Here is a 14,476-nt window from a genome sequence, read left to right as displayed (position 1 = left end):
TGGTCGCGGGGGACCACGACTTATGGAGACTGCCCCCGGACCGCCCCTCGCGCCGACGATGGATCCGCAGCCGATCCCGTCATCAGGGGGGAACAGTGGGAAACGAACGCTTCACCGTCCGGCAGAGGACGACCCTCATGGTCAACCGGTACGTCGTGACCGAGACCCTGCCGGACGGCTCCGACGGCAAGGTCGTCGCCTTCGCCGAGCAGCAGCGGATGACGCTCAGGGAGCGGATGACCTTCTACACCGACGAGTCCAGGGACCGGGTCCTGTTCACCGCCCAGGCCCGGCAGATCCTCGACGTGGGCGCCGTGTACGACGTCCAGGACGCCGGGGGCACCTCCATAGGCACCTTCCGCAAGAAGTTCGGCGCGTCGCTGATGCGCTCGACCTGGGAGCTGGACCAGCCGGGCTCGATCGCCTCCACCGGGCGCGAACGCAACGTGACCGTGGCGGTGCTGCGCCGGGTCTGGGAACTGCTGCCCCTCGACCTCGTGCCGTTCGCGTGGCCGTACCACTTCGACTTCATCGACGGGGACAGGCCGGTGATGAAGGTTGACAAGGCCTTCGGGCTGCGCGACCGCTATCTGCTCGAGGTGGCCTCGCCCGATCTCGACCTCCGCCTCGCCATCGCCCAGACCGTGGCCCTGGACGCCCTCCAGTCCCGCTGACCGGCTGTGCGGCGCCGAAGGAGGCCTGCGAGAATCCCGGCATGGACGTGGAACTCCCCGAACTCCCTTTCCCGCTCCGCACCTACGGCCCCAGCGGCCACTGGTCCTACGACGACGGTGTCCTGACCGGATGGGCCGGCCCCCGGCAGGACCGTTTCGTGCCGCCGACCGGCGAGGCCCTCGACCCCGCCTCCGACGCGCCCCGGCTGCTCGGGGCGCCCGAGGGGGACTTCCAGCTGATCGCCCGGGTCACCGTCGGGTTCGCCGGCGCCTTCGACGCCGGAGTCCTCTACGTGCACGTCGGGGAGCGGGCCTGGGCCAAGCTCTGCCTGGAGTACTCCCCGGACGTCCCCACCGTCTGCACGGTGGTCACCCGGGGGCACTCCGATGACGCCAACTCCTTCACCGTGGAGGGGAGTTCGGTGTGGCTGCGGGTGAGCCGCACCGGGCGCGCCTTCGCCTTCCACGCCTCCCGCGACGGCGAACGGTGGACCTTCGTCCGGCTGTTCACCCTCGGCGACGAGAAGGAGTCCGGCGCGGCGCTGGTCGGCTTCATGACGCAGTCGCCGATGGGGGAGGGGTGCGTCGTCACCTACGACCACCTCGAGTACCGTCCGAGCTGGCCGGACGACCTGCGAGACGGAAGCTGAGGACGAGGGTCACCGCGAGGAGCTGAGGACGAAGGTCACCGCGAGAAGCTGAGGACGAAGGTCACCGCGAGCGGCCCCGCGCTGATCACCAGGCGCAGCCGCGTCCCGGCCACGAACCGTCACAGCCCAGCGCCCCGCCCACGGCGAACCCGATCCGGCGGGACACCTGCCGCGCCGGAGGTCTTGGTCCAGGGCGGGCGGGGTCCCTGCCGTGCCGGATGCCTCGGTCCCGAGCCGGCCGGACACCTGTCGCGCCGATGCCTCGGGCCCGAGCCCGCGGGACACCTGCCGCACCGGGAACGGGGCGTCGGCCGTCAGGCCCGCCCCTTCCGCCGGCACGGCGTCCCGCGTCTGCGGCCTGGGCCCGGCCGGCTCCCCGCGCGCCCGCCCGGTCCGCCGCCCGCCCATGTGGCCTGCCGCACGCCCATGTGGTCCTCCGCACACCCATGTGGTCCTCCGCACACCCATGCGGCCCGCCGCACCGGCCCGACCCCGAGTGCCTACCGGACCCAGATCAGCCGGACGGGAATGAAGACGGTCGCTTGAAGGTTCACCCATGTTGGCGGAGGCAGTCTCCGCTTCCGTCCGAGCTGGAGAGAGCCGAGAACATGCGCGTCGAGATCTGGAGCGACATCGCCTGCCCCTGGTGCTACGTGGGCAAGGCCCGCTTCGAGAAGGCGCTCGCGGCCTTCCCGCACCACGACGCGGTCGAGGTCGTGCACCGCTCCTTCGAGCTGGACCCCAACCGCGCCAAGGACGACACCGGCCCGGTCGTTCCGATGCTCGCGAAGAAGTACGGCATGAGCGAGGCACAGGCCCAGGCCGCGGAGGACAACGTGGGCGCCCAGGCCGCGGCCGAGGGCCTCGCCTACCGCACCCGGGGCCGGGACCACGGCAACACCTTCGACATGCACCGGCTGCTGCACTTCGCCAAGGACCAGGGCCGCCAGGGCGAGCTGGTCCAGGCCCTGTACGAGGCGAACTTCGCCGAGGAGGCCTCCGTCTTCGGCGACGACGAACGGCTCGTACGCCTCGCCGTCGCCGTCGGCCTGGACGAGGCCGGCGCCCGCGCGGTGCTCGCCGACCCCACCGCCTACGCCGAAGAGGTCCGCGCCGACGAGCGCGAGGCCGCCCAGCTCGGCGCCACCGGCGTGCCCTTCTTCGTCATCGACCGCAAGTACGGCGTCTCCGGCGCCCAGCCCGCCGAGGTCTTCGAGCAGGCCCTCACCCAGGCCTGGGGCGAGCGCTCCCCGCTGACCCTGATCGACCAGGGCGAGTCGGAGGCCTGCGGGCCCGACGGCTGCGCGGTACCGCAGCAGGGCTGAACGCCGCAGGTCGGGGCGGACCTATAAGAAGTGCTTAGCGAAACCACGTAAAAATTCGCAATGGACGGGGAGTTCCGGGGGTCGCAGAGTGGACCCATGGAGACCTTCGAGAGCCTCGTCCGCGCCGAGTTCACCCCGGAGAACACCTACCTCAACACCGCGAGCAACGGCCTCCTGCCGGCCCGCACCGTCGCCGCCGTACAGGAGGCCCTGCGGATGCGGGCCGAGGGACGGCCCATCGGCTCCCTGTACGAGGACGCCGAGCAGGTCCGCGCCGCCTTCGCCCGGCTCGCCGGGGTGCCCACCGGGCGGGTCGCGATGGGCGCCTCGGTCGCCGAGTACGGCGCGCTGATCGCGGCCTCGCTGCCCGCCGGCGCCGAAGTCCTCACCGCCGAGGCCGACTTCGCCTCCCTGGTCAACCCCTTCCACATGCGCGGCGACCTCAAGGTCCGGGCCGTCCCGCTGGAGCGGCTCGCCGAGTCGGTCCGCCCCGGCACCGAGCTCGTCGCGGTCAGCGCCGTGCAGTCCGCCGACGGCCGCGTCGCCGACCTGCCCGCGCTGCGCGAGGCTGCCCGTGCGCACGGCGCCCGCACCTACGTCGACGCCTCCCAGTCGGCCGGCTGGCTGCCCATGGAGGCCGACTCCCACGACTTCCTCGCCGCCGTCGGCTTCAAGTGGCTCATGGGCCCGCACGGCAACGCCTTCTTCGTCGCGCCCGAGGACTTCGGCGGGCTCACCCCGCTGCTCGCCGGCTGGGTCGCGGGCGAACTGCCCTGGGAGAGCTGCTACGGCCCGGTCCAGGAACTCGCCCACTCCGCACGGCGGTTCGACGTCAGCCCCTCGCTGCTCACCTACGCGGGGCTGCGCGCCTCCCTCGCCCTCATCGAGGAACTCGGCGTCGGCGCCGTCCACGCCCACGACCTCGCCCTCGCCGACCGCTTCCGCGCGGGCCTCGCCGACCTGGGCCACGAACCGGTCCCGTCCCCCGGCTCGGCGATCGTCTCGGTCCCCCGGCTGGGCCACCGCCAGCCCGAGCTGAGCGCGGCCGGAATCGAGGTCTCCGACCGCGCGGGCAATCTGCGCGCCGCCTTCCACCTCTACAACACCGCCGCCGATGTCGACCGGCTGCTGGACGTGCTGTCGTCCTGACGCTAGGAAGGGCACCAGGGGTGGTGGTGCCGGTGGAGTCCACGGGCGATACGGCCGTGACCCCGGCCGCCGACGCGGAACTGCACCGGCGGCTGGTGTACGGCGACGAGTCCGCGCTGGCCGAGGCGTACTCGGCGTACGGGCCGCTGGTGCGGCGGATCGCCGTGCGGGTCACCCGCGCCCCGGGCGCCGCCGAGGACGTGGCGCAGGAGGTCTTCGCCCAGCTGTGGAGCAGACCGTACGCCTTCGACGCGCGCCGCGGCTCGCTGCGCACCTGGCTGTCCCTGCTCGCCCACCGGCGGGCCGTGGACTGGGTGCGCAGCGAGTCCCGGCACCACAAGCACGCCCACGCCGACGAATCGGCGCTGCTCACCGTCCCCGAGCCCGGACCCGGCCCGGACGAGACCGTCGTCGACCGGGAGCGCTCCCTGCTGCTGCACACCGCGCTCGCCCAACTCCCTCAGCCCCAGCGGGAGGTGGTGCACCTGGCCTATTTCGCGGGCCGCACCTACCGGCAGGCGGCCGTGGAGCTGGGGATTCCCGAGGGCACCGCCAAGACCAGACTCCGCACGGCTCTGCGCGCCCTGGCCGAGACGCTGGCCGACCCACCCGACCCCGCGCCGGAAAGAGGCGCATCATGAGGGTGGGGACCCGTCCCGGGGAAGGAGGCGTTCGGTGACCGAGCACGAGGACGTACGTGATCTGCTGGCCGCCTGGGCCTTCGGCGCCCTGGAACCGGCCGACGCCCAGCGGGTGCCGCTCCATCTCGCCGGATGCGAGAGCTGCGCGGCGGAGGCGGAACGGCTGCGCGAGACGGTACGGCTGCTCGACGGACCGCCCATCGGCGGACTGCCCGCCCGGCGCGCCGTGAGTCTCCCGCCCCGGCTGCTCGCCCGGCGCCCGGCCGCACCCCGTACCGCCGCGCACGCGGCTCCCTACGCGGCCGCGGTCCAGGGCCTGCGGGCCCTGCTGCCCGAGGCGGACGGCCACTGGACCACCCCGGTCGTGCACGACTGGGACGTGCACGCCACCGTCGCCCATCTGCTCGCCGCCGACGAACCCCTCGCCGGACGGCTCGGCGTCCCCGCGAGGGTGCCGGAGAGCGCGCTGCCGCAGGACCTGGGCTGGGAGGACGCCTGGAACCGGCGGACCGCCGAGGTCATCGCCCACGAGCGCGGCCGTACGCCCAAGGAGACGGTCGCGGCCTGGTCGGGGCAGGCCGACGCGCTGCTCGCCACGCCGGAGGCGCGGGACGCCGAACTCGCCGCACGGGCCGAGATGTTGATGGGGGTCCGGCTGCCGGTCGCCGACCACTTCGTGGTGCGCGCCTTCGAGGCGTGGATCCACACCGACGACATCGGCCGCGCCCTCGGACTCACGGTCCCGCCGCCGCCCGAGGAGCACCTGGGGCAGCTGGTCCGGCTCGCGGTGCGCATGCTCGGCCTCGCGCTCGGTCCGGACGCGGCGCCGGTGCTGTTCTCGGTCAGCGGGGTGGAGCAGTGGGTGCTGGGCTCCGAGGCCGAGCCCGTCCAGGCCGAACTCGCGCTGGACCCCGTCGACTTCTGCCTCCTCGTGGGCGGACGGTGCGCGCCCGAGGAGGTGCCGAGAGGCGCCACGGGCGACGCGGCCGCCGTACGGAACGTACTGGAGCGGGCCGCGTCGCTGGCGTGGCTGTGAGGCTCACCGCACAGGCGTGAAGTCCCGTGCGCCAATGCTGTGTTCCCCGGGGGGTGCCTCTATGTCTTTCGTCAAGCGAGGCGTGGGGTTCTGGGTTCGTAGAAGGTGCCGTCGCGGAGCATCGCGAACAGCACGTTGATCCGCTGGCGGGCGAGGCGGAGAAGTGCCTGGGTGTGGGTCTTCCCGCGAGTTCGGCAGCGGTCGTAGTAGGTCCGGGAGGCTGGATCATGCAGGGCGGCGAACGCGGACAGGAACATCGCCCGTTTGAGCTGGCGGTTGCCGCCTCTGGGCGCGTGTTCGCCGTGGATCGAGGTTCCGGACTGCCGGGTTGTCGGGGCGAGGCCGGCGTAGGAGGCCAGGTGGGCGGCGGTGGGAAAGGAGCTGCCGTCGCCGACGGTGGACAGCAGGACTGCGGCGGTCCTGACGCCGATGCCGGGCATCGAGGTCAGGACCTGGGAAAGAGGGTGGGCCTCCAGCAGAGCCTCAATTCTGGCCTCCAGGGCCCGGCGTTGTTCGTGGACGGCGGCCAGCGACTTCGCCAGCGACGGCACGATCACGTCGAGGGTGCCGGTGCCGGGGACGACGACGGTCTGCTCGTCGAGCGCGGTGAAGATGTCGTCGGCCAGCCGCTCGGCCATGCGCGGTGCCCTGGGGCGGATGACCTCGACGAGCCTGCGGCGGCCTGCCTTGCGGAGTGCCTGTGGAGATCCGTAGCGCTCGAGGAGCCAGGTGATGGCTGCGTGGTCCAGGCGCGGGCCCAGGACGCGTTCGAGGCTGGGGTGGAACTGGGTGAGCAGGCCGCGGATGCGGTTGGAGGTGCGGTTGGCCTCGCCGGCGAGGTCCTGGTCGAAGCCGACGAGCATGGTCAGCTCGGCGGTGACCTCGTCGGTCAGGTCGAGGGTGCGCAGGGTGTGGGGCATGGTGCGGGCGGCGTCCGCGATGACGGCGGCGTCTTTCGCGTCGGTCTTGGCTTCGCCGGGGTAGAGGTCGGCGATCCTGCGCATCGCCAGGCCCGGCAGGTAGGCGACCTGACAGTCGGCGTCCCGGGCGACGGTCAGCGGCAGGGCGCCGATGGAGGCGGGCTGGTCCACGACCACCAGGACGGTGCCGAACTTGGCCTTCAGCTTGTCGAAGACCGCCCGTAGCTTCGGTTCGCTGTTGGGCAGCGGCTTGTCGAAGACCGTCTTCCCGGCCGGGGTCAGTCCGTGTCCGTGATGGGTCTGCTTGCCGACGTCCAGGCCCAGGAAGACGCCCACCCCGTCGATGCTGATCACCGTGCCCCCACATGTGTCGACGTGTGCCGGCCCCGAGGTCGGGAGCCGTTCTCGCGCAGCCACGTTATGCAGACCTGCCGCCCGCGAGCAGCCGGGCATTTCGCCCGGCCAGGCGGTGGTCGGACCTCTGATCAGCGTCTCCGACGGCACCCCTCGGGCCCGGTGACACCACCCCCCAGGTCATCCCTTCGACAGGGGGCAACAGTCATGCCGGGCCCGGAGGCCAGCGGCCCTCTTGCAGGACCGCGAAGAACATAACGGGGCGACCCCCGGACCCCCGGCCGGGCGCGGCTCACCGCACAGGCGTGAAGTCCCGTGCGCCAATGAACTCCGGTCGCCGGATCGGTGCCGCGAACGGTTCCACGGCCTCGTTCTCCACGCTGTTGAACACGATGAAGACGTTCGAGCGCGGGAACGGCGTGATGTTGTCGCCCGAGCCGTGCATGCAGTTGCAGTCGAACCAGGTCGCCGAACCGGCCCGGCCGGTGAAGAGCTTGATGCCGTGCCGGGTGGCCAGCTCGGTCAGCGCCTCGTCCGAGGGCGTGCCCGCGTCCTGCATCTGCAGCGACTTCTTGTAGTTGTCCTTCGGCGTGGCCCCCGCACACCCGAGGAAGGTCTTGTGCGAGCCGGGCATGATCATGAGCCCGCCGTTGGTGTCGTAGTTCTCGGTCAGCGCGATCGAGACGGACACCGTCCGCATGTTCGGCAGCCCGTCCTCGGCGTGCCAGGTCTCGAAGTCCGAGTGCCAGTAGAAACCGCTGGCCCCGAACCCCGGCTTGACGTTGATCCGGGACTGGTGGACGTACACGTCCGAGCCGAGCAGCTGCCGGGCCCGCCCGACGACCCGCTCGTCCCGCACCAGCGCGGCGAACACCGCGCTGATCTTGTGGACTTCGAAGACCGAGCGGATCTCCTTGGACTGCGGCTCGATGATGGAGCGTTCGTCCTCGCGGATCGCGGGGTCGGTGACCAGCCGCTCCAGTTCCTGCCGGTAGACGGCGACCTCGTCGTCGGAGATGAGCTGGTCGATGGCGAGGAAGCCGTCGCGCTCGTACGCCTGGAGGTCCGGGGCCGCGATCGGGCCGGGCGCGCCGGGCGGCGACCAGACGACCGGGTCCTGGCGTGGGGTGGACACCTCGGTGGTGCCTCGGCTCGGGTACAGATCAGTCATCGTCATGATGCTTCACACCTCCTCGGGCTCGGTGAGCAGCGGATAGACGCCGTTCTCGTCGTGGTCCTCCCGGCCGGTCACGGGCGGGTTGAAGACACAGATGCAGCGGAAGTCCTGCTTCACCCGCAGCGTGTGCCTCTCGTGGCCGTTCAGGAGGTACATGGTGCCGGGCGTGATCGTGTGGGTCAGCCCGGACTCGTGATCGGTCAGTTCGGCCTCGCCCTCGACGCAGACGACCGCCTCGATGTGGTTCGCGTACCACATGGACGTCTCCGTACCCGCGTACAGAATCGTCTCGTGGAGCGAGAACCCGACCCGCTCCTTGGCGAGGACGATGCGTTTGCTCTCCCACGTGCCGGACGCGGCCCTCACATGCCGGTCGGTGCCTTCGATGTCCTTGAACGAACGGACGATCACGGTGTTCGACGCCTCCTGCTCAGATGGTTTCTCGTACGGCGCGGGCGAGGACGCTGAGGCCCTCGTCCAGCTCTTCGGGGGTGATGGTCAGCGCGGGCAGCAGCTTGACGACCTCGCTCTCGGGGCCGGACGTCTCGATCAGCAGCCCGAGTTCGAAGGCGCGCCGCGCCACCCGCTCGGCGCGGGCCTTCTCGTGGAACTCCAGGCCCCACACCAGGCCGCGGCCGCGGTACTCGCGCACATCGGCGAGGTTCTCCTCCGTGATGGAGATCAGCGCCTGCTCGACCTGCTCACCGCGGGTCCGGGTCTGCTTCTCCATCGCCGAGCCGTCGGCCCAGTACGTCTCCAGGGCCGCGGTCGCGGTCACGAAGGCGGGGTTGTTGCCGCGGAAGGTGCCGTTGTGCTCGCCCGGCTCCCAGATGTCCAGCTCGGGCTTGAACAGGCAGAGCGACATGGGCAGTCCGTAGCCGCTGATGGACTTGGACACGGTGACGATGTCCGGGGTGATGCCCGCCTCCTCGAAGGAGAAGAAGGCACCGGTACGGCCGCAGCCCATCTGGATGTCGTCGACGATCAGCAGCATGTCCTGCCGCTCGCACAGCTCGGCGAGGGCCCGCAGCCACTCCGCGCGGGCCACGTTGATGCCGCCCTCGCCCTGCACGGTCTCGACGATCACGGCGGCGGGCTTGTTGAGCCCGGAGCCCTGGTCCTCCAGCAGCCGCTCGAACCAGAGGAAGTCGGGCACCTTGCCGTCGAAGTAGTTGTCGAACGGCATCGGCGTCCCGTGCACCAGCGGGATCCCGGCACCGGCCCGCTTGAAGGCGTTGCCGGTCACGGCGAGCGAGCCCAGCGACATCCCGTGGAAGGCGTTGGTGAAGGACACGATGGCCTCGCGCCCCTTCACCTTCCGCGCCAGCTTCAGCGCGGACTCCACGGCGTTGGTGCCGGTCGGCCCCGGGAACATGACCTTGTACGGCAGGTCACGCGGCCGCAGCACCAGATCCTGGAAGGTCTGCAGGAAGGCCCGCTTGGCGCTGGTGGACATGTCGAGCCCGTGCGTGACGCCGTCCCGCTCCAGGTAGTCGAGCAGGGCCCGTTTCAGAACGGGGTTGTTGTGCCCGTAGTTGAGTGAGCCGGCACCGGCGAAGAAGTCCAGGTACTCGTGGCCGTCCTCGTCGTACATACGGCTGCCGCGCGCACGGTCGAAGACGGTGGGCCAGCCGCGGCAGTAGCTGCGCACCTCGGACTCCAGGGTCTGGAAGACGCTGAGGTCGGGCTGGGTGATGGTCACGACGAATCGCTCCTCGTTGCGTGGGGGAGGTCAGTGGGAGAGGGGACCGATGCGGTACAGGACTTCCGGGTCGTGCGGCCCGTCGGGGAACAGGCTGGTGGGGAACAGCACCTCGCGCTCCAGCGCGGCGCCGTGCCGCTCGGCGAACGAGCCGAACAGCCGCTCGGAGGCGGTGTTGCCGGGGGTGATGGTGGTCTCGACGCGGGTGACGCCGTACTCGCCGCGGACCCGCGCGACGAGCCCGTCGAGCAGCGCGGCGGCGATTCCGCGCCCCCGGTGCGAGTCGTCCACCGCCACCTGCCAGACGAGCAGGGTGCCCGGCCGGTCCGGCCGTACGTAGCCGGTGACGAAGCCGACCGGCTCGCCGTGCTCGTCGCGGGCGACCGCCGAGGTGCCGGCGAAGTCGCGGCACCACAGCAGATAGCTGTAGGACGAGTTCAGATCGAGGGCCTTCGAGTCCTTGGCGATACGCCACAGCGCGGCGCCGTCGGCCACTCCCGGCCGGTCGATTTGTAGGTCTGCTTGTGCGGCAGTCATGCGAATTGAACTTACCGAGGGAAATTAAAAAATGCATGGGTGGGTGGGGTTACATCGATGGCTGGATTGTGTTATCCGCGCGAGGGAGGGAAAGCCCGATTTGCCCGTCATAAACCTAGGCAAATCAGACGCCATGTGTAACGCGTCACAGCCATGTAATGTCTCTGAAATCCCTGCGTTTACGTCTCGAAAAAGCGGGCAGAAGCAAAGAGGAAAGCTACCCTTGTAAAAGAATTCAGAATTAGCCCGAATTCAGGTCCCGGTAACTCCGTCGATACGCTCGCGCAGGATGTCGGCGTGGCCGTTGTGCCGGGCGTACTCCTCGAGCATGTGCAAATACACCCAGCGCAGACTGATCTCCATCCCCCCGATGGGCCCGCCCCCCGGAATCCGGCCGACGTCATCGAGCGAACGCTCCCCGCACACCAGCCGCCCCCGCTCGATCTCCCGCCGCCACACCGTGAGCGCCTCGTCGAGCCCCCGCTCGGGCGTGAGCGCGTACCCGGTCCCCTCCTCGAACACGGGCTCCGCCCCGACGGCCCCGAACGCCCGCTGGAACCAGTTCCGTTCCACCTCGGCCATGTGCTGCACGAGCCCCAGCAGCGTCAGCGCGGAAGGCTCGGCGGACGCGACCCGCAGCTGCCGGTCGTCCAACCCGGCACACTTCACCTCCAACGTCCCCCGATGAAACTCCAACCAGCTCTCGAGCATGGGCCGTTCGGAAGCGGCGAGAAGGGGGACGGCGCGACCGTCGGGGAGGGTGAGGGGGGTGTCGTCAGTGGCCATGCTCCCACCATGGCCGATGCGGGCGATTTGCGGTATCACTGCGAAGGGCCGGGCCGCGGCCTTACCTTGCTGGCGGGATCTGTGGTCCGGGAGGGTGTGAACGGGGATGCTCGATCAGGCGTTGACGGCGCTGGCAGCGGCCGGCGGAACAGCCGTGGTGCAGGCGGCGGGGACGGACGTGTGGACCGGTCTGCGTCGGGCGGTGGCAGGCTGGTTCGGCCGCGGTGACGCGGAGCGTGAGCAGGCGGAACTCGAACGCCTGGACCAGACCGCCGGTGAACTCCGGTCCGCGTCGGCCGACCAGGCCGAGCGGCTTCGCATCCGCGCGGAAGCGGCCTGGCAGGCCCGCATCGAGGCCCTGCTGGAGAATCTGAGCGAGGTGGAACAGACCCGCGCCGCAGCGGAGTTGCGCGCTCTGCTCGCCGAACAGACCACTCAGGGCGGGGCGTCGGCCGGTCGGGGCGGCGTGGCCGTGGGCGGCAACATGGACATCCACGCCGAGGAGGGTTCGATCGCGGCGGCCGTCATCCACGGAGGAGCACACATCGGCCGCCCTCCGACGCCGGATCCGTCCCAGGGCTGAACGGACCGGCGACCCACCACCCGACCCTGCCCGCCGTCCGCGCCGACCAAGGAAGCGTCGCCGCGCACTACGTCGCAGGTGACATCCACCACTACACCGTGGCCGAGACGGGAGCGACCGCTCTCGGCACCTGGCAACCGGTCGGCGACACCGACCTGCTCGGCCTCGGTGTCCACCGCGCCCGTACGGGAGGCGGCGACCTGTCGGCGTTGCCGCCGTACGTGCTGCGGGACGTGGACGACCAGGTGCGGGCGGCGCTGCGGGACGCAGCCGAGACCGGCGGGTTCGTGCTGCTCACCGGCGACTCGACCGCCGGCAAGACCCGTACGGCCCTGGAGGCGGTACGAGCCGTGCTCCCCGGACATCTGCTGCTCGCCCCGCCCTCGGGCGCCGATCTGCGCCCGCTGCGCCCGGCCCCCGGCGCCCGGGAGTACGACCGGCATGTCCTGTGGCTCGACGATCTGGAGCACTACCTCGGCCCCGGCCGCCTGGAGCCGTCCCTGCTGACGTCGCTGACCAGCGCCGGCCTGGTGGTGCTGGCGACCCTCCGGGACGAGCGCTACGACACCCTGCGGGACGCGGCGGACGGTGTCCCCGCCGAGGGCGGCCCGAGCCGGATGGCCGCCGAGGCGGGACTGCGCGTCCTGAACATGGTGGAGCCCATCGTCGTACGACGGCGGTGGAGCGAGGGCGAGTTGGCCCGGGTCGCGGAGAGCGACGACAGCCGTCTGCACGAGGCGCACGCACGCCACGGCGTCCACGGCATCGCCGAGTATCTCGCCGCCGGACCGGAACTCCTCGCGGAGTGGCGCAGGGCGGAGCGAGCCACCACCAGGGGCGGCCACCCACGCGGGGCCGCCCTCGTCGCCGCCGCAGTGGACCTGGCCCACATCGGTCTGATCGGCGATCTTCCGGAGCCCCTGCTGCGGGAGGTGCACGAGGGATACCTCCGCGCCCGCGGCGGCTCGGCCCTGCGCCCCGAGTCCTACGCCGAGGCGCTGGCCTGGGCCTCCCAGATCCGGTACGGAGTGGCCAGCCTGCTGATGGACGGCGAGCGGGAAGGGGCCAGGAAACCCTTCGACTACCTCGTGGACTCCGTCGCCCGCGATCCCGACGTGCCCGACCCGCCGGACTCGGTGTGGCACGCGGCGCTGGAGCATGCCGACGACCTCACCCGACCGCTCATCGCCCGGACGGCGATGTTCAGCGGGCGGTGGGCGATCGCCGAGCAGGCCTACCGGCCGCTGGCGGAGGCGGGCGACGAGGAAGCGGTCATCAACTACACGTCGGCGCAGCTGTTCCAGCGAGGGGACCCGCACGAGGTCGAACCGCTGCTGCGCCCGCTCGCGGAGGCAGGCAATCCGGTCGCCCAGCTCAACCTCGCCGGGGTCCTGAAGATGCGGGACGAGGACGCCGGGGCCGAGAGATGGTGGCTGGCGGCGGCGGAGGCAGGCCAGCCCCTCGCCGCCTTCAGCCTCTTCGGGCTCCATCGCAGCAAGGGCGACGACCGGCAGGCCGAGGTCTGGCTGCGGAGGTCGGCCCACGGCGGCTATGTCAAGGCGATGACCACGCTGGCGACGCTCCTGCACACACAGGGTGCCGACACGGAGGCGGAGCCGTGGTGGCGGGAAGCGGCCATGGCGGGCGACACCCAGGCCATGTACGTCCACGGGCACACCCTCCGGCTGCGCGGCGACGACGAGGCCTACGTGTGGCTGCGCCGTGCTGCCGAGCAAGGCCATGTCAGGGCCGCCGAGATCCTGGGCCGGGCCGCCGACGAGGGGGGTGACCTCACGGAGGCCGAGAAGTGGTGGCGGACGGCCGCCGAGGCGGGCAGCGCCGAGGCGGCCAACGAACTGGGTGTGCTGCTCAGCACGCGGGGCGACAGGGCGGAGGGTGCCATCTGGTACGCCAAGGGGGCCGAGGGCGGGCATGCGTTCGCGATGTACAACCTCGCGCACTGGCTCGCCGAGCAGGGCGACGCCCAGGGCGCCAAGGAGTGGTACGAGCGAGCCGCTGACGCGGGAAGGGTGCAGGCTCTCAACAATCTTGGACTCCTGCATCGCAGGGAGGGCGACCTCGCCGCCGCTGAGACAGTCTTGCGTCGGGCCGTGGACGCGGGCGATGTCCTGGGGCTCCTCAACCTGGTCAGCCTGCTGATCAGCGGCGAGCGTCCCGGGGAGGCCCGGGCGCTACTCCTCGACCGGCTCGGTGACCCTGACGTGGCGGAAGAGACCGTCGAGTTCGCAATGAGGGCGGGCAGTCCCCTCGTGGCCCGTACCGTTCTGCTCTGGGCCGCGGAGGCGGGGCGGTCCGACGCCGCCCACAACCTCGGGCTGTTCCACTACGTGGATGGAAAGCCCGAGGAAGCGGAGCGCTGGTGGCGTGTCGCAGCCCCCGACATCCCTTCCTCCGCCTACAACGTCGGCTCCCTCATGGCTGAGCGCGGCGAAATCGAGGAAGCGACGCCGTGGTGGCGTATGGCCGCCGATGCGGGGCACCAGAAGGCGGGTCTGGAGCTCGCCGCTCGACTCATGGAGTCCGGGGAGCCCGCCGCGGCGGAAGAGCGGCTCCGGACGTTGGCCGACGAGATGCCCGAAGCCGCCTTCCTCCTCGGGGCGCTGCTCTACGAGCGGCCGGGCGATCACACCGAGGCCGCGTACTGGTGGCGACGGGCCGAGGAGCAAGGCGACGCCGACACGGCCTTCAACTGCGCCGGGTACCTCGCCGAGCGCGGGGACAGGTCGGGGACTGAACTCTGGTGCCGAAAGGCGGCCGAGGCCGGGCACCCGAGAGCGGCCCTCAACCTCGGGGCCCTTCTGGCACAGCGAGGAGAGCTGGCGGAGGCCGAGTCCTGGCTGACCGAGGCCGAGCGCAGGGGCGCTGAGAACGCGGGCGCATTCCTTGCGCAGGTCAGAGAACTCATGGCGAGCTCCTGAGCG

General features: G+C 71.3%; 14 protein-coding genes. 8 read left to right on the top strand and 6 right to left on the bottom strand.

Annotated elements, in window-relative coordinates; all coding sequences use genetic code 11:
• Positions 1-95: 95 nt before the first annotated feature.
• The 6 genes from ACWDRW_RS19060 (at position 96) to ACWDRW_RS19035 (ending at position 5,475) form a co-directional block, all read left to right on the top strand.
• Complete coding sequence (locus ACWDRW_RS19060; protein WP_451724585.1) at positions 96-674, top strand: hypothetical protein; 579 nt, start codon at positions 96-98, stop codon at positions 672-674.
• A gap of 41 nt (positions 675-715) precedes the next feature.
• Positions 716-1,324 carry a DUF1349 domain-containing protein gene (locus ACWDRW_RS19055; RefSeq protein WP_451724583.1) on the top strand — a complete coding sequence of 203 codons (609 nt, stop codon included), beginning with the start codon at positions 716-718 and terminating at the stop codon, positions 1,322-1,324.
• Positions 1,325-1,932: 608 nt separating this feature from the next.
• Positions 1,933-2,649 (top strand): DsbA family oxidoreductase, encoded by a 717-nt coding sequence (locus ACWDRW_RS19050; protein WP_451724581.1) that lies wholly within the window; start codon positions 1,933-1,935, stop codon positions 2,647-2,649.
• A 96-nt stretch (positions 2,650-2,745) separates the two neighbouring features.
• Positions 2,746-3,798 (top strand): aminotransferase class V-fold PLP-dependent enzyme, encoded by a 1,053-nt coding sequence (locus tag ACWDRW_RS19045; protein WP_451724579.1) that lies wholly within the window; start codon positions 2,746-2,748, stop codon positions 3,796-3,798.
• 20 nt (positions 3,799-3,818) lie between these two features.
• On the top strand, positions 3,819-4,439 hold the full coding sequence (locus ACWDRW_RS19040; RefSeq protein WP_451724576.1) for an RNA polymerase sigma factor: 621 nt from the start codon (positions 3,819-3,821) through the stop codon (positions 4,437-4,439).
• Positions 4,440-4,473: 34 nt separating this feature from the next.
• Positions 4,474-5,475: a maleylpyruvate isomerase family mycothiol-dependent enzyme gene (locus ACWDRW_RS19035; protein WP_451724574.1), complete on the top strand. Its 1,002-nt coding sequence runs from the start codon at positions 4,474-4,476 to the stop codon at positions 5,473-5,475.
• 71 nt (positions 5,476-5,546) lie between these two features.
• On the opposite strand, the gene ACWDRW_RS19030 is transcribed toward ACWDRW_RS19035, so the two are convergent.
• From ACWDRW_RS19030 to ACWDRW_RS19005, 6 genes are all read right to left on the bottom strand, one after another.
• Positions 5,547-6,749, bottom strand: a complete 1,203-nt coding sequence (locus ACWDRW_RS19030) for an IS110 family transposase (RefSeq protein ID WP_451724573.1) — start codon at positions 6,747-6,749, stop codon at positions 5,547-5,549.
• Positions 6,750-7,041: 292 nt separating this feature from the next.
• Positions 7,042-7,926 carry an ectoine hydroxylase gene (gene thpD / locus ACWDRW_RS19025; protein ID WP_451724571.1) on the bottom strand — a complete coding sequence of 295 codons (885 nt, stop codon included), beginning with the start codon at positions 7,924-7,926 and terminating at the stop codon, positions 7,042-7,044.
• A gap of 6 nt (positions 7,927-7,932) precedes the next feature.
• Entirely contained in the window at positions 7,933-8,337 is a 405-nt protein-coding gene (locus ACWDRW_RS19020; RefSeq protein WP_451724569.1) for an ectoine synthase, read from the bottom strand.
• A gap of 19 nt (positions 8,338-8,356) precedes the next feature.
• On the bottom strand, positions 8,357-9,628 hold the full coding sequence (gene ectB, locus ACWDRW_RS19015) for a diaminobutyrate--2-oxoglutarate transaminase (RefSeq protein ID WP_451724566.1): 1,272 nt from the start codon (positions 9,626-9,628) through the stop codon (positions 8,357-8,359).
• Positions 9,629-9,658: 30 nt separating this feature from the next.
• Positions 9,659-10,165: a diaminobutyrate acetyltransferase gene (gene ectA / locus ACWDRW_RS19010; protein WP_451724564.1), complete on the bottom strand. Its 507-nt coding sequence runs from the start codon at positions 10,163-10,165 to the stop codon at positions 9,659-9,661.
• A gap of 252 nt (positions 10,166-10,417) precedes the next feature.
• On the bottom strand, positions 10,418-10,951 hold the full coding sequence (locus ACWDRW_RS19005) for a DinB family protein (protein WP_451724561.1): 534 nt from the start codon (positions 10,949-10,951) through the stop codon (positions 10,418-10,420).
• A gap of 106 nt (positions 10,952-11,057) precedes the next feature.
• On the opposite strand from ACWDRW_RS19005, the gene ACWDRW_RS19000 reads away from it, so the two are divergent.
• Entirely contained in the window at positions 11,058-11,534 is a 477-nt protein-coding gene (locus tag ACWDRW_RS19000; protein ID WP_451724560.1) for a hypothetical protein, read from the top strand.
• A 98-nt stretch (positions 11,535-11,632) separates the two neighbouring features.
• Positions 11,633-14,473: a tetratricopeptide repeat protein gene (locus ACWDRW_RS18995; protein ID WP_451724558.1), complete on the top strand. Its 2,841-nt coding sequence runs from the start codon at positions 11,633-11,635 to the stop codon at positions 14,471-14,473.
• Positions 14,474-14,476: the final 3 nt, after the last annotated feature.

The sequence above is a fragment of the Streptomyces sp. NPDC003635 genome (assembly GCF_053587635.1).
The sequence above is the reverse complement of the archived record's forward strand: the minus strand, read 5'-3'. Positions and strand labels throughout refer to the sequence as shown.